Raw genomic sequence first — 23,713 nt, forward strand, 5'->3', positions numbered from 1 at the left:
TCACGTACAATCCGTTCGGGGAGGAAGATTTTTGTCCATATTTTCAAGCAGCTTCCGAACCTCTTCCTCTCCCTGGACGCCTTGCCGGCGGAATGCCGACAATTGCTCGCGAATATAAGCTTCCGTCTCCGCATAATCAGCCTCTTCATCCGCCGCTCCGCCCGGATCATACCAGACGAAACCTCCATGAGGACCATTGCGAAGGTAGGGCTGGCTCCACTCGCTCGGATATTCGAACAAAGGTGCGCCAAGAGCCAAGGCGATGACGTCATCATGCGTCAGAGGTAGAAGATGATGATATTCCTCCTCCGCACCGCCTCCGGCCACATGGACATGAAACACCGCATAATGCAGATAATGCTCGCCGGTTTCGTTATCCTTAACGATTCGATACAACTCTAAAGCGTCTTCCTTAAGAACTTTGACCGGTTCCATGCGGCGAGTTAATTCGTCTTGCGTGACGAGCCGAATCTGCTTGAAAGACAAAGGCAGCGGCGCGGCAATAAAGTTCTCGTCTCTCCCCGAAGGATCACCCATCGCTTAGCCTCCTCTTAACCTGTTCCAATAGCTTCTCGCAGCCTTCCTTAACAAGCTCGTAAACCTCGTCGAAATTACCGGAGTAATACGGATCAGGAACGTCTTCCATCCCTTTCTCGGGAAGCAAGGACAGAAAACGGATGACTTCCGCTCGCGCGGAGACTCCAAGCTTCTCCCGGATGTCCCGCTCGTTCTTCGTATCCATGGCAACGATTAAGTCGAAGCTGCCGCCATCCTCTTTCGCAAGCTGCCTTGCTTGCATGCCTTTATAAGAGATCGAATAACGATCGAGTAACTTGCGCGTGCCTTCGTGGGGAGGGTGACCGATATGCCAATCTCCCGTGCCTGCGGAGTCGACCGTCACTATGTTCTCCAAACCTTCCCTTACGACTAGATCCCGGAACACCGCCTCCGCCATCGGAGAACGGCAGATGTTGCCCAAACACACGAACAAGACGGTATAACTCATGACTGACCTCCTTTTGGGTTGCGCTCTGCCGCGTTAAGCAAAGACCGACGCGGGAGCTTCCATTTATAATAGACGGATAACATCCGGAATAAAACGACTAACAAGAATAGTACGAACAGTTCCCACGGCTTCTGCAAATCCGCGAGCCCGATCGTAAGTCCCGCTCCAATCGCCCACATCGCGTAAATCTCGTCGCGCAGCACGAGAGGCTTTCGTCCGGCCATAATGTCGCGAACCATACCCCCGCCGATACCTGTCAACATGGCGGCTACCATCACCGCGCTAAGCGGAAGCTTGGCCTGTACGGCATACAATGCGCCTTGAATGGCAAATGCGGCAAGCCCGATGGCGTCGAAGAACGCCTCGCCTTTTTTCCAATGATGAATCCAATAGATCGGAAGAACGAATACAATTAAGATTGCAATTCCTGCCGTCTTCAGGAACAACCCTTGGCTCCACAAAGTCGTTACGGGGACGCCGATTAACAAGTTACGGATAACTCCGCCGCCGAACGCCGTTATCAATCCCAATACGAATACGCCAAGAATATCGTATTCCTCTTCCATCGCCACGATGGCTCCGCTGACCGCGAACGCGATCGTGCCGATGATGCTAAAAATTCCAAATACGTCCCATTCCAACTTAAACTCTCCTTCGTTCGCTCCGGTTCAACGCTTGGTTTTCTGGTGACTATTGTCGAATCGCATGAATTCTTACTCATTGTAGCGGGAAGCGCCGCAGTTCCGCAACGGTCTTTTTCCCGGTATACTAGGTTAATGAACCGGTTGCCGTTTTACCTACTAGGAGGCTTCAATCCATGTCAATTCATTCTAATACTCGCGCGCTTATCTTTACGGGAGGCAACTTAGGCCAATGGGCCCTAGATCAGCTATCGTCCCAAGACTATGTGATCGGAGCCGACCGAGGAGCCGAGTTTCTTATTCATAACGGTAAGGTGCCCCACTTGGCTTTGGGAGATTTCGATTCCGTCACTTCCGACCAGATGAAACGAATTGCCGCCGAGGCAGTCGAGTTCCTTACTTGCGACGCGATCGACAAAGACTGGACGGATACCGAGCTTGCGCTGAGGGAAGCGATCGGAAGAGGTTATAAAGAGATCATGATCATGGGGGCGCTCGGCACCCGTTTCGACCACGTGCTTGGCAATGTCCATCTGCTTCGTCAAGCTCGGGAGCAAGGCAGTACGCTGACTCTGATCGATGAAAACAACGAAATTCGCCTCTGCACCGAAATTCTTCGGTTAAAAGCGAATTCCCGTTTTCCTTATACATCTTTGCTGCCGTTAACCTTAGAGGTCAAAGGGGTTACCTTGCAGGGCTTTCGATATCCTCTCCATGACGCCACGTTAAAGTTAGGCTGGTCACTTGGAATCAGCAACGTTCTGGATGCTCCGGAAGGAACCATCTCGATCGCGGATGGCATGCTTCTCGTCATTCGAAGCCGCGATTAAACGTCGAGCTTCATTCCCGTCGCGGCTAGTCTCACATGCGCCGGCAAATCATAGTTCACCCGAACATCCACGTCGTGGGAGAGATGGGTAAAAATAACCGACGCAGGCCTGAATTCTTCCGCAAGCTGCAATCCCTCTTTCATGTCATAAACGGAACGCGTATCCATAGGGAAACCCTCTTCCACATAACTCGTTCCCAGCACCAAAAGCTTTAAACCGGATAATGGTGCTTTTTGTGCATCGGTCAAGTTAATCGCATCCGAGCAGTAAGCCCACTTGGTCCCTTCCTTCTCGTCCTCGAAAAAATAGGCGTAGGAGTAACCGTTCTTCCCATGGTTTACTTTCCAAGGAGTGATCGTCCAACGGCCGTAACGCATGCCCTCGTCGTTAACCGTCATCGGCAGATGACGTTCGATCCACGGAAATCGTTGACGAACTTCCGCCAACACCTCGCCCGGAGCGAACAGGCGCGCCGTTTTTTCCAGCCACCGGCAAGCATCCGCCCACTCCGTTAAACCGCCGATATGGTCGAAATGGGCGTGGGTCAGCAGTGCCTTGCTTACATGCTTTAACCCTTGCCTCTCCATCTGGCCCCGCCAATCGGGACCGCAATCCAAGAGCATTGGTTCTTGGCCGGCTTCCTCTAATAAAAGCGACGAACGATAACGGCGATTGCTCCCGGAAGCTCGCGCTTCCTCGCAAACCGAACAATCGCAATAAACTCTCGGCGTTCCCATGGAATCGCCGTTTCCAAGAAAAGTAATGCGCATCTGTATCTCCTTAGGTGCAATTCATGGCGGAAATTACCGCAAGAAATTTATAATGGCAACAAGTCTATTTCCGATTGTTCATCCAGCTTGGCGATCATCTCCAACCACTCTTTAGGTTTACTCGGCAGAGCGGAATAGTATTGCTTGAGGAATGTGGAGATTAATGCTGCCGGCAACGCGCTCAACGCGTCGTCCGAAGGTAAAAAGCCCAAATCCAGCTCGGTTACTGCTTTTCCCTCATGGTCCCAGGATGGATGCACATAAGTAAGGTCTAACTTCTGATAGCCAATATGCGATAGCACCTCGCGCCTTACTGCCGGGTGCATCGAAAGCACGTTCCCGAATTTGAACGACGAAACGGATTGCGGCCTGTAAATTTCCGCGAACATGCCGATCGATTCCGTACCGCTTTCCCATTGCAATCTTAACAAATCCCGCGATCGCTGAACATATAAGAACCGACCTACGCCTAATCCCATTACGCCGATAATCGTAAAATCTGTCATAGCCACGCGAAGTTCGGGATAATAGCGATACTCGGTTGCCCCTACTACTTTCCCATCATTCATCGCAACGTACACGTGTATGTCAGGATCCTCTATCGGTTCCTTCCACAATTCGAACGCAAGTACTTCCTCCGCCGGGAAAATCGAACTCATCATTTTATGCATGGCTGTAAAATGGGGATCCTCTATCGATGTTAAGCGTATGTAGTCCATTTCTCTAACTCCTTCTTAAACGGATTTCGCCATTCCATAAGCACCGCATAATGGGCGGATTGATCTTCCTCCAGATAACAGGGCATTCTTTATTGCTTTATATTATAAGAAATGAACGATATGGGGCAAGCCTGACTAAGGGAACTTTTAGTCACGTTGTCGATATATGGCATGAGAAAATTCTCATGATTTTCTAAGAAAGCATTTCAAACCGTTGCAGCGCCAAGTTTCCTCTTCTCCTTGGGAAACATTAGGAGGTCTGCAATTTGATATACTCCTAAACATGATAATGTAGAAAAAGCTTGGAGGGAACAACAGCATGAGCTTCAAAAACACATTCATCCGAAAAGTAGTCAGCGTGAGTCTTTGCGCGGTTATCGGCTTCACCGGAATAACGTTAGGGCATGCTCCTACTGCCTCGGCTGCAACGACTAAAGCGGACAAAATTATTACGCTCGGCAAAAAATACTTAGGCGTCAAATATCGCTTCGGCGCTCCTTCGGGATCGACCTCCGCATTCGACTGCTCCAGCTTTACCCAATACATATTCGGTAAATACGGGGTGAAATTACCTCGCGTATCAAGCTCACAGGCCACTAAAGGCGTCAAGGTGGCGAAAGCCAACCTGAAAAAGGGAGACCTCGTTTTCTTCAAAGTCAAGCGTACTGGCAAAAAGATCGGTCATGTAGGCGTATATGTAGGAAATAACAAAATGCTGCATACTTACCGTGCCACAGGCGTCACTTACTCCTCGATGAACACGAACTATTGGAAGTCGAATTACATAACCGCTCGCCGCGTATTATAGCTTCTCATTTGCCTTTATCCTATTGACGTCTAGGCATTACGTTAGGTTGCAATCAAAAACCGGCCATTTCGGATTTTTCCGAAACGGCCGGTTTTTCGTCTTAAATAAGTTGTCGGCTCTGTTAGATCTTACGCGGCAGCAGAATCGAAATCGTCGTCCCGTTGCCGGGTTTGCTGTATACTTCGACGCTTCCCTCGTGAATATCGATAATCTTCTTTGCGATGGACAGACCTAACCCGCTGCCGCCCGTCGTTCTATGACGGGCTTCGTCCACGCGGTAGAAACGCTCGAACATATAAGGAATCTCGCTTTCGGGTACGCCTATGCCGTAATCGGTGACCTCCAGCTTGATGCCGTTCTTCTGATTACGGATCCGAACATCGATCGGCTCCTTGCTATACTTTATCGCGTTATCGAGTAAGATGAGAAGCAATTGCCGGATCTTCTCCTTATCCCCTCTTATGTTCACGGAATGGGTATCGGCATGAACCCTGATTTCCCTTTGAAAGGTTTTGCCGAGTACGCTGGATAGTTCCCGTACGATAGTGGTGACATCGAACCTGGACACGTCCAACCAATTATCCTGCTCCGCTTCCGCAAGGGTCAGCATGGACCGAATGAGATTCTGCAAGCGTTCGGTCTCCTTGGCGATCGCTTCGATCGCTTCGTCTCTCACCTCGGCATTATCTCTTCCCCATCGCTTCAACATATCCGCGTAACTGGAAATGACGGTTAGCGGCGTCTTCAACTCATGCGAAGCATCCGCAACGAAGTGTTTTTGATGCTCGATCGTCCGGTCTAGCCGATCGATCATTTGGTTGAACGCTCTTACCATCTGCTGAAGCTCTACGGATTCCTCCCGGCCGTTGAGCTTGACCCTGTAGAGCTTACCGCTGCGGTCGATCTCCCTCATCGTTTGCACCATCTGACCGATGGGTCCGGTCAATCGCGAAGTAAACCAATAAGTCCCGAAAATGGCGAATACGATCGCCCCGATGCTAGTTACGCTCAAGGCTCCGACTAGGATTTGCAAATAGCTGTCAAGCACGGTCAAACGTCGCGCTGCCTCTATCGTGCCGATCAGATGGCCTTGGTCAAAGAAGGGCACGGAAAGATACAGCACCCTTTGACCGTTAATTTGTCTTGTCTCGGATTGATTGTAAACTTGCATCTGAGGCGGGATGGAGAGAAGCTCCTCGTCCGTTCCCACCTGGTTCACGATGCGAACGTCGCCGGTTACGATGCGCATCATTTCGTTATAGTTGTACAAGTCGCTGAGCAGCTTGGGATCTTCGAATCCCCTCATTCCTTGCTTACGCAAGGTATCGATGACCAAATCCGCCTTGTTCGTCAGCAATTGCAGTTCTCCGCGAGTCGTAACCCGAATGACGAAGAAATAAACGAAAATGTTATATAGGATTAATATAAAAATGAGCCAGAAAACCGTAAATAAAGTAAACCTGGATCTTAGGGTCATGCATCCGGCTCCTTCAGCATGTAACCGACTCCGCGGACGGTATGAAGTAGCTTATGGCGATAGCCCTTGTCCATTTTCTGCCGCAAGTAACGTATATAGACGTCGACCACGTTCGTGTCTCCGATATATTCATAACCCCACACGTCGGACAAGATCTCGTCGCGGGTCTTTTCGCCGTTCTTATGCTTGGCCAAATAAAGGAGCAGCTCGAATTCCCTAGGCGTCAGGTCGATAGAATGGTCTTTGCGATAAACTTTGCGCGTCAGAAGCTCGATCGACAAATCGCCGATCCGCAATACGTCTTCGCTCTCCCCTTCGCGGGAAGCTTTGAAAATCCGCAGCAAGTTCCTTACCCTTGCCAGTAATTCTTCCATCGCGAACGGCTTCGTAATATAATCGTTCGCTCCGTGCTCGAATCCGCTCACCTTGTCCGGCACCGTATCCCTTGCGGTAATCAGGATAACGGGGACTACCGCGTCATTCTGTCTTAGACGGCGCAGAACCTCGATCCCGTTAAGTTGCGGGAGCATGACGTCGAGCAGGATAAGATCCCACTCTCCGGAAGTAGCCATTTCCAGTCCTTTGCGGCCATCCGCCGCTCTTCCGACGCCGTAACCTTCATGCTCAAGCTCCAACTGCAATATCCTTGCGATTGCATCCTCGTCTTCGATGATCAATATATTTTCATTGTTCATTAAGGTCACCTCACCTATGTAATAGCCATCCTAAAGCCGCGGCTAGAATAACCAACAACCAAGGCAGACATTTTCAAATCGCGATCAACATTAACCGATGCCTGACTATCGAATTCTCCCATGTCCATTGTAACATGAGTGTCAAAGCGATGGAAAATCGGTCGAATGAACATACGAGCCGTATTATAAAGTCCTTATCGTTGTTTCATAACCGAAGGAATCCACTTATGAAACGACTCGTCGATAACGCTTGAAACCGGACTATAAGTAGGGATTCCCGTTCCGCGCCATAATGCATTCAACATGACTTCGCTTGGGAGTTCGGGCAAATATACGTCCGGTTTCGCAGGGAACAAAGAATGCCATTGTTTTCGGTCCGGAAACGGTTGGTCGCGATTGGCGATCCATACGCTTCGAACACGATGTTGTCTAGCTTGCCGTTGCAGCTCCATGCAAGCGGACTGTCTTCGCGTTGTCCACTTGCTCGGATAACAATCCGCCACTAACCCGATGTGATCCACCGTTCGCACGATCCAACCGATGTTATCCCTTAGGTCGGATCTGCCGGATACATCTAATAGGACGATTGGTACGCCTAATCTTCTTAGCCACTCGGCAAATTCTCTTTCGGGTATCCGACTGACGGTTTCGTTAGGATTTAAGGGGTAATAGGCAGCATGACCGTGACGCCAAACCGGAAACGCAGCTTGCTGCCCATAAGCCTGCGCGTAAAGGGCTCCCTTGGGCATTCGGCTCGAGCCATCCAATAAGGCGTATATTTCCGGTTCGTTACCCGGACACTCGACCACTGCATGGGCGATCCCCCGTCTCCATAGAGACGAGGATAGAGCAAGCGTGGCGAAAGTTGCGCCGGCCCCCGGATAAGCGGAGGTAATTGCGATTACGGATACTTTATCCGTGATCTCATTATCCCTTGCACAGGATGATGACCGATAGATGCGCGGTGAACCTTCTTGAATGGATTTCAGCTCTGCGGATAGATCATACGCCGTTTGCGGTCGCTTCTCCGGATCATTCTCCAACATTCGCTCCAATATCTTGATGAATTCCGCCGGAACATCGGATTGAAGATCCCTCTTCAGACCGCCTCTTTGCTTATAAGCGAAGAGTCCTCCCGATAATAAGTGATAGGCGAACGCACCTAAACCGTATATATCCGTACGACGATCGGATTGTTCCCCGCGCAGCTGCTCGGGAGCGGCGAAACCCGGCGTCCCCAATTGAAGAGTATCGCTAAGCCCCTCCTCCCGATAACGGCGGGCGATCCCGAAATCAACGAGAATCGCTCTATTTTGCCTGTCTAACAATACGTTTGAAGGCTTAAGGTCACGAAAAACGATTGGCGGATTCTGGGCATGCAGATACACCAGCACATCGCATAAATCTGCCATTACGGATAGCACCAACGCATAAGCAAGCTTGAAGCCATAGCGTTCGAATCGTTCCGCGACCGAATCTCCCGCGATATAATCCATCACGATACAAGTCACTCCGTCGGCATCGGGCGGATAATAATCGACGATCGCCGGGAGGTTCGGATGGTCTAACTCGCTCAGCATCTGCGCCTCCGGCAGGAAGGTTCTCCGTTCATCCGGCAACGGGCGAGTCAGCTTGAGCGCACGATGTTTGCCTCCTACTCGTATGTCCTCCGCTAGATAAACGCGCCCCATGCCTCCCTTCCCGATCGGCATGACGATCCGATACCGTTCTCCGTACAATTGTCCCGGCGTAAGCTCCAACCCTGCTAGACGATGATCCTCCAATGCGATTCCCCTCTCTTGGACAAGAATATAAAAAAACCGCACCACGGTACGAAGCCCAGATTGCGCAAGGCTCCGACCGGATGCGGGATGCTTTCCCGTATTGGACGCGTTATTTCCTTTTCACCCACATTGTAACTTCTTCCCGGTTGTGAAACAACTGCTTTACCTTGCGAATGTCGAATTCATGCCCGTAATCTTCCATTAGATCGTTAATACTCTGGAACGGTTTACGATACATGAGCTTAAGCGTGATGATACCTGACCCGCCGGCCGATAGAACGGGCGCTAATTCGGAGACGATTCTCGCCGTATGGTGAGGATCCCAGCTCATGTCGCATACCAGGAGATCGAACGAACCGGGGGCGAACGACACGTCCGCCGCATTAGATCTTATATGCCTAAGCCTCGGATGCAACTCCAAGGAAGGATCCATCTCCGCGGGATCGACTGCGGTTACCTTCAAGCCTCTCTCCAGCAATACGGACGTCCAGCCGCCGGGAGCGGCGCCAAGGTCGAGCGCGTTCGAGAACCGATCGAGCGGTAATTTAAAAGCCCGCTCGGCCTCAAGCAGCTTGAATGCCGCCCGGGAGATCAGCTCTTCGTCTTTACGGAAGCGAACGGCCCCGCCAGGCCAGTCAGACAGGTTGTCGCGCGGAAGCGAGCAGCCCAAGTAGAGTTTCTTCTTGGACGCATAGACCGAAAGGATCCAATCCGCATCCCGGGCTGCCGGTTCCCCTCCAAGCCGTTCGATAACCGGAACGATAACGTCTCTTCCTTCCGCGGAAGCAAACGGGAACGGGCTCCCCTGTTCTTTGCGGACCTGTATTGCAATCTTCTTGCCTTTAACCCGGTCGTTTAGCGTCTCCGCATATTCCCGTAACGTCGCCGCGGTCTCGTCCGGGTTATTCATGACGTCGTACTCCGCTTCGATCGGGAACATGTGCCTTAGGAAGATCGGCTCATCGCGCCGCAGATCCTTAAGCAATTGTTCGGGATCGAAATCCCCGGTCGTGAACGAGAACGTTTCCCCTGGCGCTAGTCCGGAAACTTTAGTCCCTCGAATTCGTCTGCGCAATTCCTCCATCGCGTAAGGCGCGAATCCCGGATTCGCCGTTGCAACATAAGTAATCATTGTCGTTCCACCTTCCCGACCTCGATCCACGGCCGGTCATCCTTCCATCTGATCTCGAGCGGAAGGTCGTAAGCAAGCTGCAGTTTTTCCGGCGTAAGCACGTCCCGCTTCAGTCCCGAAGCTATCAATTGCCCCTCCGACATCAGTGCCACGTGCGTGAATAGAGGTACGATTTCTTCGATATGATGCGTTACGTACAGCATGGACAAGTTATGGGAAGATAACTCGGATAAGGCATAAAGAAACTTCTCGCGTTCATAGAGATCGAGTCCCGCGCATGGTTCGTCCAATATTAGCAGCTCCGGTGAGGCCATCATCGTGCGAGCCAACAACGCCTTCTTGCGCTCTCCCTGGGATAAGGTTCCGAACGGCTGCTCAGCGAGCGATCTTAGTCCGACTCGATCCAGTTCCAAGTACGCACGCTCGCGGACCTCTTCCGGCACCTCCTCGTAAAACCTTAAATAAGCAAAAGCTCCGCTCCCTACGATTTCCCATAACGGATCGCGAAGCGTCATTTTCTCGATAAGCGCCGGACTTATGTAACCGATCCTCTTGCGTATTTCCCTTACGTCGACCTGACCGAAACGTTTACCTAACACATCAATCGTGCCGGAGGTAGGGAACAAATATCCCGTAACCATCTCCAGTAACGTGGATTTGCCGCAACCGTTACGGCCAAGAAGCGTCCATTGCTCTCCCGGTTTCACGCGCAGATCGACGCCGCGAAGAATTTCCCGGTCTCCCCGGCGGAACGTCAAACCTTGTAAATGTATCATTGCCTATCCCTCTCGCTTCTCAGTATTTCCACTAATTCCGTAACGGATGGGAAACGATATTGTTTAGTCCAAGATCCGTTCTTGCGCTTGATCATTAGGCATGGCACGCTCTCGATCTGGAATTTCTGCGCCAAGTCCGGCATGACGTTAATGTTCGCGGACATCAGCTCTACTTCGGGAACGATTTCCGCAGCAACCGCGAGCATGCGCCTGGCCGCTAAGCACGTTCCGCATAGCGGCGTATGGACGAACAACGCGAACGGCGCCGGGGTAAACGTCCATTCCCGTTTCCACTCCGTCGGCTCCCACTCACGCATGGCCGGTGTCCTTCGCGGCAGCCGCTTCCAGAACGGCGGCCGGCATCGGCCCGTCGTGAATCGTTACGCCCTGCGGATTCGCCGCCCTCAGATCGCTCACCATCTGCGCCCTGCCCATTAAGCTGGAAGAGTGGACGTAAACCTGCTTCGGATATTTACCGCTTGCGATAATTCCTTGCACGACGGCAAGGCCATTCGGTTCGCGGAAGCCCAATTCGAAATCGAGCGACAGAACGTTGACCTCGTTCGCGGACAGGAGCAGCAGGCACTCCTCTGCCGATCGTGCCGCAACGAACCCTCTCGGGCATGGCCTCATGTCGTCTAAGTAAACGTTGATCATAGAATTGCCTCCCCCGACAACTACAACGACTATTCATTCCATTGCTGGATGAGTTTTAGTTGATCCCGGTGCGTTCCATCCTCGCCAGCGGGCGTTTCCAACAGGAGCGGAACATCTGCCAGCTCCGGCGTTCCAATAACCTCTTTCATGCCGTCACGCCCAATCCAGCCTTCCCCGATAGCGGCATGGCGATCTTTCAAGGAACCCGAAGCATATCGGGAATCGTTCAGATGGACCGCACGGACGTACTCCCAGAATCCGATCTTCCTCGCGCGTTCAGTGAAGCTTGACCAATCTCCATGCCGCCATTCGCCGCTTGCGTAGAGGTGGCAAGTATCCAAGCAAAACCCTACCTTCTCGGGCGACTCGACGAGAGATCGGATTTGCATGAGTTCCTCAGGAGTCGTTCCCATCGGTCCATGATCGCCTGCCAGATTCTCCAGCAGAATCTGCGCATGTCCATTCCAAAGCCTCGTAACGCTATTAATCCATTGTATGATATTTCGATATCCTTGCAACGGGTCTTTCCCTTTGTAATGCCCGAAATGGACGACGACCCCGATAGAACCGCAAGCTTCGGCGATCTCCAGATCGTTCAGCGTACTCAGCGCCATCCGTTGCGCCGGTTCCCCCTCGGATGCCGGATTCACGGGATAGGGTCCATGTCCGATCGACAGAACATCGTTACCTCTGCACCACTCCGCGCATTTCCTCGCATCGGTTCCGTTGAAAGTTTTCGTTTCCAGCGTTCGGGGATTTTTCGGAAAATATTGATAAGCCTTTCCGCCGATGGCAACCGCGTATTCCGCTGCCTTGAGATATCCATGCCTCGTGCTGACGTGACTGCCGACTCGAGTCATTACGAATCCTTCTGGCAATTCGGGCAGTAGAACATTTTGCGCCCCGTTAACGTCTCGAACTTGATCGGAGTTCCGCACACGAGACACGGCTCATCCTTGCGGTCGTAGACGCGACATTGATCGTTGTATCCGCCGGTCAACGTATCGTCCGGAGTCAACGGATGCTCCATGTATCCGCCCACTTCCTTCGCTTCCACCAGCACTTTGCGAATGGAGTTATACAGGCGTTCTACCGAAGCGGAATCCAAGCTGCTGGCCGCAGCCGCGGGGTGCAGCTTCGCATCGAAGCAAATTTCGTCGCTATAACAATTTCCGATGCCCGCCAAGAACCGCTGATCGGTTAAAGTCGTTTTCAGCTTTCCTTTTTTTCCGGATAACCGTTTCCCGAAAGCCTCCAGAGTCAATCTCGAATCGAAGGGATCCGGACCAAGCTCCTTCATTTCCTCGAGGGCGGCTTTCGCCGTAATCCGGTGAAGATACCCAAGGCGCAATCCTCCGAAGAAAAGCGAATTTCCGTCCCCGAAACGGAGTATGACTTGAAAGTGACTATCCTTCTTCGGTCCTTGCTCGCCGTAAGCAAGCCATCCCCCAAGCATGAGGTGCAAATGGAGACGGTGTCCGTCGTCAAGATGGAACAGAAGATGCTTGCCTTTGCGTTCCACGAACAGAATGGTTCGACCCCTAAGGGCCGACTCGAACGCTTCGATGGGTTCGTTAATCGTTTTTGCTCGGTTAACCGTCACGCCGGTTATTCTTTGTCCGCATAACAGCGGGGATAGTTGTGAACGGTAATGCTCCATTTCCGGTAATTCCGGCATTTGTCTTCTTCCCTTCTGCTCATCCATACCTGATTGCCTTACTTAAGTATATCACTAAGAATGACTTCTAATTGTTCCGGTCCCGCGCACACGGCGTCCGGCGTCACTCCGGCCGAGGAGCAGTGCTCCCGCCAGTTGTCCGCGGTGCATAAGCCCGTCAGAACGAGAACGGAAGGACAACCCGCATCGCGGGCGGCCGCAAGATCCGTGTATGGATTATCGCCGATCACCCATGTTTTCTCCGGAGAAACTCCCGCTAACTTCAGGGAATAATCCATTAGAATGCGGGATGGCTTACCGATGATAATCGGTTCTATTCCGGTTGCCGCTTGCAGAATGGCCCCGATGCTCCCCGCTCCGGGGATGAATCCTCCGTCCACAGGCAGGAGACGATCCGGGTTCGTTTGTACGAAGACGGCACCGTTCAGTAGATGCTTCACGGCTTTCGTCAATTGCTCGTAAGTCAGTTTGCGATCAAGCCCCTGCACGACCAAATCTGCCTTCCTGCCATCCGGTGCACCTTCTAACAGGGAGAGACCCTCATTCTCGAGAGCTTCTATTAAACCACGCTCGCCAATGACGTAAGTATCGGCTCCGGGGTAATGCATCCGTACATAATAGGCAGCCGCCAACGCGGATGTGACGATTGCTTCTTCTTTGGCGGGAATTCCCATCGCAAGTAAATGCTCTACAACTTCCATAGGCGTTCTTGTTGAATTATTGGTCACATATAGGCATGGTATTCCTCTGCGCTCAAGAGAGGCGATCAACCGGTCAGCTCCCGGAATGGCTTCATTCCCGCGGTATAACGTGCCGTCCAGGTCGAACAATAGAGCTTCCGGCGATGGGTGGTTATTAAGATGGTTGAGCATGAAAGTCATTATGCGCTTACTTCCTTTCCCGTGCGACTTTATCGCGGAGCCGCGCCACTCGATGCAATAAGGACTCTCTTTCCGCCTTGCGTTTAGTTGCGTCGCTTAATAACCTTGCTCTGCGTTGCGCCAATTCCAAAGCTTTCTCGGCATAAGTCAATGCCCTTATTAATTGTTTATCCCGATGCTCGTAATACATCGCAAGCTCCACGTGGGCATCCAGTTTAGGAACCGTTGAACCTTCCGCTAATTCGGCGGATCTTCTCCAGAGCTTCAACGCGCGATCATGCTGTCCTGCCCGCTTATATCGCGCAGCCAAAGCCAAACTCCAACCGCTGCCGTCTCCTTGCTCCTCCATGTCGTTCAACAAGGCAAACAATCGTTCGGCCGTCTCCTGCGCGCCGTGCTGCTCTAACCAGCAAGCGGTTCGGAACAACTCTTCGCCTTCAGCCGCCTCGATACCTTCGTCGCTCGCTCCTTCCCCTCCTAACAACAAACCAAAGTGAACGGAGAGCGAAGCCAAGGTCAGAATATCTTTTTCGTTATGGGCGTATACCCCATGCAGATGCGCAGGATTACCATCGCTTAAATATTGGAAATACAATGCGGGAGCAAGCGATCCGGGAACGTCATGCCCTCTCTGTATGCCAAGCCTGGCTTCTTCAACGGTGCTCAGACGGCAGGAAGGAAGCGTGTTGCGCCACAACGCCCGCGAAGGATGCAAGAAATCGATATGCCCCGGCTCAGCGCCGCTTCTGCGCCAACCGTTCAGGATGAAGCGATTCACGAGCACCGGCCAATCGAAAGTGCGACCGTTATATGTGACCAGATGGCTTTTGTCCTTCATGCGGCCAAGCAGGTAAGTCAGCATGGCTTTCTCCTCTCCGGGATGCCGAATGAGCGTCTGCTCGACTATGAATGACTGATCGGTGTAATACCCGTATCCGATCATGAACGGGACGTTCCCCGTTCCAACGCCAAGTCCGGTCGTCTCGGTGTCCAGGAACAGAAGTCTCTTAATGTCGATGGCTTCGCTTTGCTGATTCTGCCGCATCGCGATGGGATGTAAATGCGGGGCGCATGCTAGCAATTCCCCGAGATCATAACGCCCATGCCTGTAGGGTAACGAATATTCTATCCGTCGCAGCAGAAATTGTCCGGACTCGTTGCTGATTTGCTCCACGCCGATTTGTCTGAATCCAGCCGGCAGATCCTGCCCCTCGGACAATGCCTCCTGTTCGGACGCTTGTTGTTCCGGTTGCGCGGGAGTGACCGGATTGACCGAGGAGTCCTGCCGCAGCCGGCCAAGCCTCTCTCTCAGCCCGCTCATGAGCTAGCCCTCGTTCCCTGCAGCAGGGATAGCGCCAAATCCTTTCCTAGCAGTCCGACTTCCTCTATCGGTCCGACGCAAGCCGGACAACCGCTTAAGCAACCGCAGCCTTGGATGAGACGCTCGGCTTCGTCCAGCAGTTCGCCGTGTTTCTCGTACAGCCGTTGGCTGAGGCCTATCCCGCCAGGGTAACGGTCATAGAAATAAATCGTCGGCCGCTTAGTATGCAGCGCCTTCACTTGAGGCACGACGCGGATATCGAGCGGATCGCACATGAGATGCAGCGGAGCCAGATGGATAAGGACGTTCGCCAAGCCAAGCAACGCCATCTGCATGTCGTTGGCGCTTCGCTTGCCGGCTTCTTCTTCGGAGAAGGAGAACCAATAGCCGCTCGTATGCAGGATTTCCTCCGGCAAGTGGATCGGGCCTGAGCCGATGTTCTCATGAGTCCGCAAGCGGATTTTCTTGAAAATGGTCGGTTTAGCCATAACCGTCACTTCCCCGTATTGACGCTCCAACGGTCCGTCCGTCGATTCCAGATCCACGTGCAGCACCTTAAGCTCCACCGCCAGGTTCGCGTCCGTGAAGTAATCCACGTTCACTTCGCGCACGTAGGCTTTTTTCTCCGGATAATCCAGCTTCTCCACCTGATACTGTACCCCTTCATGCAGGTAGATCGCCTCTTCGTGTATAAGCGTCGGCGCGCTGAATCGGTCGACCTCTCCGAGTACGCGGTGACCTTCAGTCTGGTCGATGATGACGAAGTTCTCCTGAGCGGCAGAGCGCAACGAGATGTTGTGGGCAGGGAAAGCCTGCTCCATCCAATACCAACGGTTACCGACTCTGTGAAGCACCTTCTCCTCCGCGAGGAACTCGAGCAAATCCGTAAGCTTCTCGCCGCCGAACGTATCTCCCTCCTCGAAGGGCAGCTCGTAAGCCGCGCACTTCAAATGGTCAAGCAGGATGAGGAGGTTATCGGGATGAATCCGGGCTTCCTCCGGAGGACGGCCTAGAAAATAATCCGGATTCTGAATCAAGTATTGGTCGAGCGGATTGCTGCTGGCCACGAGGAACGTGACCGAGCTCCCTTGCCTTCGTCCCGCGCGTCCGGATTGCTGCCAGGTGCTGGCGATCGTTCCCGGATAACCGTTCAGGACGCATGCTTGCAGCTGTCCGATATCGATGCCGAGCTCTAACGCGTTCGTGCTGACGACGCCTCGAATCTCTCCGTTGCGCAAGCCTTTCTCGATTTCCCGGCGCAGCTTAGGCAAATACCCGCCGCGGTAACCGCGAATGGATTTCGTGCCGAGCTCGTGCTTGATGTTTTCCTGCAAATAGGTCAGCAGGATTTCCACGCGAACGCGGCTGCGCGCGAATACGATCGTCTGAATGCCGCTCTTAAGCAGCATGGCCGCGAGCTTCTGCGATTCCAGCACGCTGCTGCGGCGAATGCCGAGCTGTTTGTTCACGACCGGCGGGTTGTAGAACACCATGTGTTTCTCCCCGGTCGGCGCGCCGTTATCGTCCACGAGCGCGACCTGCTCCCCGATCAAGCGCTCCGCGTGTTCCTGCGGATTACGAATCGTCGCGGAGGCGCATAGAAACTGCGGCTCGCTGCCGTAGAATCGGCATATCCGCTTCAGTCTTCGGATCACGTTCGCCACATGACTGCCGAATACGCCGCGGTAAGCATGAAGCTCGTCGATTATAATGTACTTGATATTTTCGAATAGCTTAACCCACTTCGTATGATGCGGCAATATAGCGGAATGAAGCATATCGGGGTTAGTCACCACGATATGACCCGCATTGCGTATCGCCTGCCGCACCGTAGGAGGAGTGTCTCCGTCGTATGTAGCCGTCTTGATATCCACTTCCATCAGGTTGGCCAACTCTTGCAGCTCGGCCACCTGATCTTGGGCCAGCGCTTTCGTAGGGAACAGATATAAAGCTCTGGCGCTATCGTCCTCGAGCAGCTTCTGGATAACCGGCAGGTTATAACATAACGTCTTCCCCGAAGCCGTCGGCGTTACGGTAACGACATGACGACATTGGTTAACGGCATGAAAGGAAGCCGCTTGGTGCGTATATAAATTCGTAATGCCCTTCAGACTAAGCGCGCGAGCAAGCTTGGGGTTGATCGCGTCCGGGAGTCGGACCGTACGAGGCGGTCGTGCCGGCTCGGTGTGCCAGAACGTCACGTTCTCCATTAGTTCCGGTCGGCTTCGAAGCAGCCCTAGCCACTCCTCGACCGACTCCGTTTTGTGCGTCCACGGATTCATCGCCATTCTCCTAAAATCGTAATATCTTCATTGTACAGAATACATGTTCGCACATCAACGGGCGCTTCCGTCCTTTATTCGACAAATGTGCTACTTTATCGCATTAAAGACTCCTAAGTTTCGAACGGATATAGGGATTTGCGACAATTCGTGTCGGCTCCTGCGCTTTCCCGGGAAACTATTTTATTTCCTCAAATAAAAGTTTTAATGTACGAAAATAACCGCTCTTCCGAATCGGCTCGCTTAAAGAGCTTATTCGCAGGGCGGTTATTGAAAGTTGCTCACATGCTATACATAGGGTGCTTCCCATGCTTTTTTATACCAGCCGATACTCTCCGCTAGAACTTTGTAATTCTCGTCCAGCCTAACCTCCGCCCGATACGGCCAATCCTTTTCCCGCCAGAACCTGAGATCGGTCCATGTAACCAGATATCCGCCATCCGGCTGCGCCGACCAGCTTACGTACTCGCGCTTTGCGAATTCATGCAACGTTCTGACGGAGGCGACATTCCGCGTAGCCTCTACGCAATCGTGCAGAACGCTGAAGGATAGGTGTTTAGAGGGCAACAACCTTCTGCCTGCTAGGGTTCCCATTTCGTAACCTTCGTTCGTCTGCACGATATATTGCCACCTAAACCACCACAACCCCGGAAGAACGTGAACCGCTCGCCAACGACGATATCTTCTTTTCACCCTGCGAACGACAATTTCATGATGAACGGCCCTCCAAGCGACATAGACGATGGTGGTAACCCAAGCGAGGACTGATGCCCATTGGGGGAAAGGCCATAAACCAGTGATCGAACCTATAGCCGTCGCAGCATGCAAAATAACCAAGAACGGATCGGTTAAGCAAAGGGCGTCAAGATGAAGCCATTCCTTGCGAAAAGGCAACAGGCATTGTACGCCATAGGCATTCGTATAGTCGAACAATACATGTAAAGCTACGGCCATGAATGCGAAGCAGAATAATAGAGCGAAGTGCTCGATCTCTCCCCATCCCCATCCCCATGCCGCTAAGCCGCCAATCGCACCGGACCACAGAAACCAAGCGAGAAACGAATGGCTGATGCCCCGATGGTGCTTGAGATAAGCGTCGTGACTTTTTAATCGAACAACGGAATCCAAATCGGGAGCATGCGAGCCCGCTAACGTTACGCTGAGAACCGAGGCGGCTAACTGAGGATTTGCAGCAACTTCCGGATGAAAAAAAGCCAAACCAGCCAACGTAGCTCCGAATAACAAATGAGAACCCGTATCCACCTTTACATTCTCCTCTCCTTATCCGTTTCTACAAGCGTAACGGAGTACTGTTAGAGAGAAATCATCTTGGCGTAAGGTTTTTATTATTTTCTGCGAATCCGAATAATCGTTCCCTGTTAGAAACAAACTAATCGACGGGCAAATGGCCTCAATCGGAAAATCAAGGAGAGATTCAAATGGCAAAGCCGGACGACCGCTCGGATAATGTGGAGAAACTGCAAGAAGCCTTACAAAACACGATAGAAAATCTAGAGGAATCAGAGGATTATCTCGAAGAGTTTTCGGAAGAGCTGAATCCGCAGGATGCGCGGGATCTCGCCGACAAAAACGAGAACCGGCGGGACGCGATAGAAGGCTTTCGCAACGAGATTAAAGATGAAGCCAGAGCCGATCAATAATTAAATGGCGCATAAAAAACCCCCGAATGAACAAACCATCGCGGTCCGTTCATTCGGGGATTTTTTATAGTAGATTAAACTTTCTCGACGTTAAAATATTGCGCTTCCGGATGAGCGAACACCATGGCGGACACGGAAGCCTCCGGTTCCATCATGAACCCTTCGGTCAGATGAACGCCGATATCTTCGGGTTTCATGAGCTCGAACAATGGGGCTTGATCCTCTAGATCAGGGCATGCAGGATAGCCGAAAGATACGCGGATCCCTTGGTAACGCGCGCCAAAACGCTTCTTCATCGTCATATCGGCCGGATCCGGGAAGCCCCAGCTATCCCTCATGATCTGATGCACGCGTTCGGCAAGTCCTTCGGCTACTTCCAATGCGGTTGCAAGCAACGCATGCGAGCGTAGGTAATCTCCGCTTTCCTTCCACTTCTCCCCTTGTTCGCGAGCGCCTTGGCCTGCCGTAACGACAAGGAATCCGACGCTGTCCATAATCCCGCTGTCTACCGACTTGAGGAAGTCGGCAAGGCAGAGATACGGCTCTACTTGCTGTCGCGGGAAAGTGAATCTCTTCCGTACTTTGGAACGATCCTCCGGATCGAATATGATAATATCGTTGCCATCGGATTGGGCCGGGAAGAAGCGATACATCGCTTGCGGGTTCAACCAGCCTTGCGCCTGCGATTGTTTCATGATGTCGTCAACCGTTTCCTTAAGGTTAACGGTTCTTTCGTCGCCGGCGGCAATTAAGTCTTCTACGTTCCCTTTCAGTCCGAGGTGATGGCCCAATAACATTTGCAGATTCACATACGGCAGAACGTGCGACATTGGATAGTCGCGCAAGACATGTCGTTCGTAATCCGGCGGCGTGAAGACCGGCGCATCCGGAGAAATATTGGAGCGACGCGCCCTTGTCAGCTCGGGCAGGTCTTGCTTAGGCTTCTCCGCTTCTTCAGCGAGCGCGGCTTGCGCCGCCCAATGCTCTTCGATGATTCGCGCGCGATGTCCCGGATCGTTCAATTTGTTGGCGATATCGAGACCGTCCATCGCATCCTTGGCGTAGAGCACGATCCCTTCGTATTCCGGAGCGATCCTATTCTTGGTGAATTTGCGCGTTAGCGCCGCACCGCCCACTAGAATCGGGGCGTCTATTCCCGCGGCGCGCAAATCTTGAGCCGTTATGACCATTTGCTGAGCGGACTTCACGAGCAGCCCCGACAATCCGATCGCGTCGGGACTCTCCCTGCGGGCCGCTTCGATGATCTGATCCGGCGGTACTTTGATGCCTAAATTGATGATTTTGTACCCGTTGTTGGAGAGAATGATCTCTACCAGGTTTTTGCCGATATCATGAACGTCGCCTTTAACGGTAGCGAGCAAGATCTTTCCTTTAATCGCCGACTCGTTCTTCTCCATATGCGGCTCGAGCTGCGAAACCGAAGCCTTCATGACCTCCGCGCTCTGCAGAACTTCGGCAACGATTAGCTCGTTGTTGTTGAATAGCCTTCCGACCTCTTCCATGCCGGACATTAATGGTCCATTAATAATATCCAAAGGGGCATACTTGCCAAGAGCTTCGTCCAGATCGGCGATAAGACCGTCCTTGCTGCCCTCTACAACGTATCCGGCAAGCCGTTCTTCCAAGGTTTGGTTCGATACTTTCTCCTTCTTCTGCATCTTCTTGTCCCGGAAAGCGGCTACGAAAGCGGCTAACGTTTCGTCATTCGTGTCGTAGATGAGCTGTTCCGCGAGCAAGCGTTCCGCTTCGGGAATGGAAGCATATCTCTCCAGCTTCTCGGTGTTCACGATGGCGTAATCAAGTCCTGCTTTCGTGCAGTGGTACAAGTAGACGGAGTTAAGCACTTCGCGCCCCGCGTCCGGCAAACCGAACGAGATGTTGCTGAGTCCGAGGATCGTCTTCGCTTTCGGATATTTTTCCTTGATCATCCGAATGCCTTCGATGGTCTCGACGGCGGAACCGATATACTGCGGATCTCCAGAGCCAACGGGGAACATATTCGGGTCGAAAATAATATCCTCGGGGTTCATGCCGTATTTTTCCGTCAACAACTCGTACGAGCGGGTGGCCACTTCCATTTTCGCTTCGCGACTGACCGCTTGACCGCGCTCATCGATTAGAATACATACGACCGCAGCGCCATACTGATGAATCAGGGGGAGGATTTTCTCGAACTTCGACTCTCCGTCTTCAAGGTTAATGGAGTTAATTATCGCTTTGCCTTGCGAATACTTAAGACCCAGCTCGATGATATGATCGTAGGTAGAGTCGAGCATCAACGGCACTTTGATTTTCTTCGTTACCATCGGAAGGAATTGGTTTACCGCATAAGCCTCGTCGATATCGGTATCCTGGAGGTTGATGTCGATGACATGTGCTCCGCCTTTGACTTGGGCGCGGGCGATATCGGAAGCTTCGTCGAACTTCCCTTCTTGAATCAAGCGCTTGAACTTGCGGGATCCGGAAATGTTCGTTCTTTCCCCGATCATGATCGGACGGTTATCTTCTTCGATGTAGACCGTTTCGATGCCGGATACCGCCGGAGGATGTCCGCCTGCGATCTTGCGGGGAGCAATGTCCTTCATTGCTTCGGCCATGGCCGCGATATGTGCAGGCGTAGTGCCGCAGCAGCCGCCCGCGATATTGATCCAGCCTTGCTCGGCAAAAGCTTTCAACTTCTTGGCAAGCGATTCGGGAGATTCATGGTAATGGCCATTTTCGTCCGGTAAGCCCGCATTAGGATAACAGCTGACCGCTGCATTCGCGAGGCCGGATAATGTCCGGATATGGTCGCGCATGAATTCCGGACCCGTTGCGCAGTTCAGACCCATGGAAATCGGCTTCAGATGCTCAAGAGAAATGTAGAAAGATTCGATGTTCTGTCCTGCAAGCGTCGTTCCCATGGGCTCGATCGTACCGCTAATCATAATAGGAAGCTCGCAGCCCATCGTCTTGAATGCTTGACGGATGCCAACGCTTGCGGCCTTCACGTTAAGCGTATCTTGGCTGGTCTCAATGAGGATACAATCGACGCCGCCCTCCATGAGGGCAAGCACTTGCTCCTCATAATCGCGAATGAGCTGATCGAAAGTAACGCCCCCGGTAACGGAAAGCGTCTTGGTCGTCGGCCCTAAAGCACCCGCAACGAAGCGAGGCTTGTCGGGCGTCGAATATTTATCGCACGCGTCTCTTGCGAGCTTAGCGGCGGCAAGGTTAATTTCTCTGGCTTTCTCGGGAATGTCGTATTCCGCCAAAACTATGGCCGTTGCGCCGAAGGTATTCGTTTCTATAATATCGGAACCGGCTTCCAGATAAGCTTCGTGAATGCGGCTAATGACGTCAGGGCGGGTTAAAACCAGGATTTCGTTACAACCGTCCATGTCATCGCCGCCGAAATCATCCGCAGTCAAATCGGCTTGCTGGATCATCGTTCCCATGGCTCCGTCAAGGATAAGAATACGAGAGTCTAATGCCTCTTGCAGAGACGGTTTGATATGCGTTAAAGTCATAGTAAGTCTCTTCCCCTGTCTGTCAAGTCATTAAACTCTATAGTACCAGAATCCTTGCGGGACGAAAAGGTACACTGTCGACAGTACTTTGGAATTGAACTATAATTAAGGCATTAATTCACATTGGGAAAAGAGGGATTATCAAATGGCGCAAATTCGTATTCGCAATACGAACGAACGAATTGAAAATGAAGACCAAGTGTTAGCATTTTTGACAAAACAAAACGTCCTGTATGAGCACTGGGATAAAAGCAAACTTCCAGAGTATCTTCATAATAAATTCACGCTGACGGACGATGACAAGAACGCGATCCTTGCCGCTTACGATGAGGAGATTCACGAGATCGCCGGACGCCGCGGCTACAAGGTTTGGGATATCGTTGCTCTTTCCGAGGCGACTCCAGACCTACCTAATATTCTGAAAAAGTTCGAGCAAGTGCATACTCATACAGAAGATGAAGTGCGCGCGATCACTGCCGGTCGCGGAATCTTCATTATCAAGGGCGACGAGGAAACGGGTTACTTCGATGTCGAGCTTACGGTAGGAGACGTCATCTCGGTACCGGAAGGCCAGCCTCATTTCTTTACGTTGATGGATAATAAGGCTATCGTTGCTGTGCGCCTTTTCATCGAGCCGGCCGGTTGGGTCGCTGATCCTTTTGACGATCCTGCTTTTGTGAAGTAAAGCTTTTTTTGAATGTGGAGGTTAGGGAGTCCAGAGTGTTCTCCTTCCAGCCGCTTGTTCTCGACCCCTTGCCTGAATTTGGTAAACTCGTTACAAGGAGGCAAGGGGTCTCAAAAAGGCGGACGCTTCGCTCTTCCAGGAGATCGCTCTTCCAGGAGATCACTCTTCCCTCCCCATTCTCTCTTCATTCGCATGAAACCTAAGTACAGTTCAAAGGCACCAGGCTCGACAACGAAAAAGCGTCCTAACCGGGCAATGTCATTAAGTTAAGGCGCAGGGCCAAAATTAAGAACAAGAGCAGGTTATCTAAAAGATAGCCCGCTCTTTTTTTTGCATGAAAAAATGAAAACAGGACTTGACAAGTAGATGAAAAAGTGTGG

23 protein-coding genes are annotated in these 23,713 nt (G+C 52.1%); 4 read left to right on the forward strand and 19 right to left on the reverse strand.

From position 1 onward, the window contains the following. The 3 genes from E2980_RS15245 to E2980_RS15255 are packed head-to-tail and all read right to left on the reverse strand — an operon-like array spanning window position 1 to window position 1,647. Window positions 1-537 (reverse strand): hypothetical protein, encoded by a 537-nt coding sequence (locus E2980_RS15245; protein WP_135153040.1) that lies wholly within the window; start codon window positions 535-537, stop codon window positions 1-3. Further along, complete coding sequence (locus tag E2980_RS15250) at window positions 530-1,006, reverse strand: low molecular weight protein-tyrosine-phosphatase (protein WP_135153041.1); 477 nt, start codon at window positions 1,004-1,006, stop codon at window positions 530-532. Before E2980_RS15250 ends, E2980_RS15245 begins: the two co-directional genes overlap by 8 nt. Beyond that, window positions 1,003-1,647, reverse strand: a complete 645-nt coding sequence (locus tag E2980_RS15255) for a trimeric intracellular cation channel family protein (protein WP_135153042.1) — start codon at window positions 1,645-1,647, stop codon at window positions 1,003-1,005. The genes E2980_RS15250 and E2980_RS15255 overlap by 4 nt, the downstream gene beginning before the upstream one ends. A 176-nt stretch (window positions 1,648-1,823) precedes the next feature. Between E2980_RS15255 and E2980_RS15260 the strand changes: the two genes are divergently transcribed. Continuing rightward, a complete protein-coding gene (locus E2980_RS15260; RefSeq protein WP_135153043.1) occupies window positions 1,824-2,477 on the forward strand; it encodes a thiamine diphosphokinase in 654 nt (217 codons plus the stop codon). On the opposite strand, the gene E2980_RS15265 is transcribed toward E2980_RS15260, so the two are convergent. Together E2980_RS15265 and E2980_RS15270 are read right to left on the reverse strand one after the other, a co-directional pair. Next, the gene (locus tag E2980_RS15265) at window positions 2,474-3,247 is read right to left on the reverse strand and encodes an MBL fold metallo-hydrolase (protein WP_135153044.1); all 774 of its coding nucleotides are present in this window, start codon (window positions 3,245-3,247) and stop codon (window positions 2,474-2,476) included. The two genes, E2980_RS15260 and E2980_RS15265, sit on opposite strands and share 4 nt — an antisense overlap. 47 nt (window positions 3,248-3,294) lie before the next feature. Further along, a complete protein-coding gene (locus E2980_RS15270) occupies window positions 3,295-3,966 on the reverse strand; it encodes a GNAT family N-acetyltransferase (protein WP_135153045.1) in 672 nt (223 codons plus the stop codon). Window positions 3,967-4,285: 319 nt separating this feature from the next. Between E2980_RS15270 and E2980_RS15275 the strand changes: the two genes are divergently transcribed. Next, a complete protein-coding gene (locus E2980_RS15275) occupies window positions 4,286-4,774 on the forward strand; it encodes a C40 family peptidase (protein WP_135153046.1) in 489 nt (162 codons plus the stop codon). 121 nt (window positions 4,775-4,895) lie between these two features. On the opposite strand, the gene E2980_RS15280 is transcribed toward E2980_RS15275, so the two are convergent. From E2980_RS15280 to E2980_RS15340, 13 genes are all read right to left on the reverse strand, one after another. Continuing rightward, window positions 4,896-6,251 carry a sensor histidine kinase gene (locus E2980_RS15280; RefSeq protein ID WP_135153047.1) on the reverse strand — a complete coding sequence of 452 codons (1,356 nt, stop codon included), beginning with the start codon at window positions 6,249-6,251 and terminating at the stop codon, window positions 4,896-4,898. Continuing rightward, window positions 6,248-6,946 (reverse strand): response regulator transcription factor, encoded by a 699-nt coding sequence (locus tag E2980_RS15285; RefSeq protein WP_135153048.1) that lies wholly within the window; start codon window positions 6,944-6,946, stop codon window positions 6,248-6,250. The genes E2980_RS15280 and E2980_RS15285 overlap by 4 nt, the downstream gene beginning before the upstream one ends. Before the next feature lie 194 nt (window positions 6,947-7,140). Beyond that, complete coding sequence (locus E2980_RS15290) at window positions 7,141-8,730, reverse strand: serine/threonine protein kinase (protein ID WP_135153049.1); 1,590 nt, start codon at window positions 8,728-8,730, stop codon at window positions 7,141-7,143. A 109-nt stretch (window positions 8,731-8,839) separates the two neighbouring features. Continuing rightward, a complete protein-coding gene (locus E2980_RS15295; protein ID WP_135153050.1) occupies window positions 8,840-9,862 on the reverse strand; it encodes a 23S rRNA (cytidine(2498)-2'-O)-methyltransferase RlmM in 1,023 nt (340 codons plus the stop codon). Then, window positions 9,859-10,638: an ABC transporter ATP-binding protein gene (locus E2980_RS15300; protein ID WP_135153051.1), complete on the reverse strand. Its 780-nt coding sequence runs from the start codon at window positions 10,636-10,638 to the stop codon at window positions 9,859-9,861. Before E2980_RS15300 ends, E2980_RS15295 begins: the two co-directional genes overlap by 4 nt. Further along, window positions 10,635-10,955, reverse strand: a complete 321-nt coding sequence (locus tag E2980_RS15305) for a thioredoxin family protein (RefSeq protein WP_135153052.1) — start codon at window positions 10,953-10,955, stop codon at window positions 10,635-10,637. Before E2980_RS15305 ends, E2980_RS15300 begins: the two co-directional genes overlap by 4 nt. Continuing rightward, on the reverse strand, window positions 10,948-11,295 hold the full coding sequence (locus E2980_RS15310; protein ID WP_135153053.1) for a cyclic-phosphate processing receiver domain-containing protein: 348 nt from the start codon (window positions 11,293-11,295) through the stop codon (window positions 10,948-10,950). The genes E2980_RS15305 and E2980_RS15310 overlap by 8 nt, the downstream gene beginning before the upstream one ends. 29 nt (window positions 11,296-11,324) lie before the next feature. After that, complete coding sequence (locus E2980_RS15315) at window positions 11,325-12,155, reverse strand: deoxyribonuclease IV (protein WP_135153054.1); 831 nt, start codon at window positions 12,153-12,155, stop codon at window positions 11,325-11,327. Then, window positions 12,155-12,973 carry a bifunctional DNA-formamidopyrimidine glycosylase/DNA-(apurinic or apyrimidinic site) lyase gene (mutM, locus tag E2980_RS15320; protein ID WP_135153055.1) on the reverse strand — a complete coding sequence of 273 codons (819 nt, stop codon included), beginning with the start codon at window positions 12,971-12,973 and terminating at the stop codon, window positions 12,155-12,157. Before mutM ends, E2980_RS15315 begins: the two co-directional genes overlap by 1 nt. 38 nt (window positions 12,974-13,011) lie before the next feature. Then, window positions 13,012-13,854 carry an HAD-IIA family hydrolase gene (locus E2980_RS15325; protein WP_240703045.1) on the reverse strand — a complete coding sequence of 281 codons (843 nt, stop codon included), beginning with the start codon at window positions 13,852-13,854 and terminating at the stop codon, window positions 13,012-13,014. A gap of 7 nt (window positions 13,855-13,861) precedes the next feature. After that, a complete protein-coding gene (locus E2980_RS15330; RefSeq protein WP_135153056.1) occupies window positions 13,862-15,175 on the reverse strand; it encodes a ribonuclease H-like domain-containing protein in 1,314 nt (437 codons plus the stop codon). Then, a complete protein-coding gene (locus tag E2980_RS15335; RefSeq protein WP_135153057.1) occupies window positions 15,172-17,457 on the reverse strand; it encodes a DEAD/DEAH box helicase in 2,286 nt (761 codons plus the stop codon). The genes E2980_RS15330 and E2980_RS15335 overlap by 4 nt, the downstream gene beginning before the upstream one ends. A 288-nt stretch (window positions 17,458-17,745) precedes the next feature. Next, window positions 17,746-18,720 (reverse strand): metal-dependent hydrolase, encoded by a 975-nt coding sequence (locus tag E2980_RS15340; protein ID WP_135153058.1) that lies wholly within the window; start codon window positions 18,718-18,720, stop codon window positions 17,746-17,748. 176 nt (window positions 18,721-18,896) lie between these two features. On the opposite strand from E2980_RS15340, the gene tlp reads away from it, so the two are divergent. Beyond that, the gene (gene tlp, locus E2980_RS15345) at window positions 18,897-19,118 is read left to right on the forward strand and encodes a small acid-soluble spore protein Tlp (protein WP_135153059.1); all 222 of its coding nucleotides are present in this window, start codon (window positions 18,897-18,899) and stop codon (window positions 19,116-19,118) included. Between the two features lie 74 nt (window positions 19,119-19,192). Here the strand turns inward: tlp and metH are convergent, their stop codons facing one another. Continuing rightward, window positions 19,193-22,648, reverse strand: a complete 3,456-nt coding sequence (gene metH, locus E2980_RS15350) for a methionine synthase (RefSeq protein ID WP_135153060.1) — start codon at window positions 22,646-22,648, stop codon at window positions 19,193-19,195. A 145-nt stretch (window positions 22,649-22,793) separates the two neighbouring features. Here metH and E2980_RS15355 point away from each other — a divergent pair, with 145 nt between their 5' ends. Continuing rightward, window positions 22,794-23,333 carry a cupin domain-containing protein gene (locus E2980_RS15355; protein ID WP_135153061.1) on the forward strand — a complete coding sequence of 180 codons (540 nt, stop codon included), beginning with the start codon at window positions 22,794-22,796 and terminating at the stop codon, window positions 23,331-23,333. The last annotated feature ends 380 nt before the right edge of the window (window positions 23,334-23,713 follow it).

Origin of the sequence: Cohnella luojiensis (assembly GCF_004564235.1) — a bacterium.
GTDB classification, from domain to species: domain Bacteria; phylum Bacillota; class Bacilli; order Paenibacillales; family Paenibacillaceae; genus Cohnella; species Cohnella luojiensis.

What these genes read in the sequence shown, in the direction of transcription:
- E2980_RS15245 (WP_135153040.1), bottom strand. Translation starts at nt 537, where the DNA reads ATGGGTGATCCTTCGGGGAGAGACGAGAACTTTATTGCCGCGCCGCTG.
- E2980_RS15250 (WP_135153041.1), bottom strand. Translation starts at nt 1,006, where the DNA reads ATGAGTTATACCGTCTTGTTCGTGTGTTTGGGCAACATCTGCCGTTCT.
- E2980_RS15260 (WP_135153043.1), top strand. Translation starts at nt 1,824, where the DNA reads ATGTCAATTCATTCTAATACTCGCGCGCTTATCTTTACGGGAGGCAAC.
- E2980_RS15265 (WP_135153044.1), bottom strand. Translation starts at nt 3,247, where the DNA reads ATGCGCATTACTTTTCTTGGAAACGGCGATTCCATGGGAACGCCGAGA.
- E2980_RS15270 (WP_135153045.1), bottom strand. Translation starts at nt 3,966, where the DNA reads ATGGACTACATACGCTTAACATCGATAGAGGATCCCCATTTTACAGCC.
- E2980_RS15275 (WP_135153046.1), top strand. Translation starts at nt 4,286, where the DNA reads ATGAGCTTCAAAAACACATTCATCCGAAAAGTAGTCAGCGTGAGTCTT.
- E2980_RS15280 (WP_135153047.1), bottom strand. Translation starts at nt 6,251, where the DNA reads ATGACCCTAAGATCCAGGTTTACTTTATTTACGGTTTTCTGGCTCATT.
- E2980_RS15285 (WP_135153048.1), bottom strand. Translation starts at nt 6,946, where the DNA reads ATGAACAATGAAAATATATTGATCATCGAAGACGAGGATGCAATCGCA.
- E2980_RS15295 (WP_135153050.1), bottom strand. Translation starts at nt 9,862, where the DNA reads ATGATTACTTATGTTGCAACGGCGAATCCGGGATTCGCGCCTTACGCG.
- E2980_RS15300 (WP_135153051.1), bottom strand. Translation starts at nt 10,638, where the DNA reads ATGATACATTTACAAGGTTTGACGTTCCGCCGGGGAGACCGGGAAATT.
- E2980_RS15305 (WP_135153052.1), bottom strand. Translation starts at nt 10,955, where the DNA reads ATGCGTGAGTGGGAGCCGACGGAGTGGAAACGGGAATGGACGTTTACC.
- E2980_RS15310 (WP_135153053.1), bottom strand. Translation starts at nt 11,295, where the DNA reads ATGATCAACGTTTACTTAGACGACATGAGGCCATGCCCGAGAGGGTTC.
- E2980_RS15315 (WP_135153054.1), bottom strand. Translation starts at nt 12,155, where the DNA reads ATGACTCGAGTCGGCAGTCACGTCAGCACGAGGCATGGATATCTCAAG.
- mutM (WP_135153055.1), bottom strand. Translation starts at nt 12,973, where the DNA reads ATGCCGGAATTACCGGAAATGGAGCATTACCGTTCACAACTATCCCCG.
- E2980_RS15325 (WP_240703045.1), bottom strand. Translation starts at nt 13,854, where the DNA reads ATGACTTTCATGCTCAACCATCTTAATAACCACCCATCGCCGGAAGCT.
- E2980_RS15330 (WP_135153056.1), bottom strand. Translation starts at nt 15,175, where the DNA reads ATGAGCGGGCTGAGAGAGAGGCTTGGCCGGCTGCGGCAGGACTCCTCG.
- E2980_RS15335 (WP_135153057.1), bottom strand. Translation starts at nt 17,457, where the DNA reads ATGAATCCGTGGACGCACAAAACGGAGTCGGTCGAGGAGTGGCTAGGG.
- tlp (WP_135153059.1), top strand. Translation starts at nt 18,897, where the DNA reads ATGGCAAAGCCGGACGACCGCTCGGATAATGTGGAGAAACTGCAAGAA.
- metH (WP_135153060.1), bottom strand. Translation starts at nt 22,648, where the DNA reads ATGACTTTAACGCATATCAAACCGTCTCTGCAAGAGGCATTAGACTCT.
- E2980_RS15355 (WP_135153061.1), top strand. Translation starts at nt 22,794, where the DNA reads ATGGCGCAAATTCGTATTCGCAATACGAACGAACGAATTGAAAATGAA.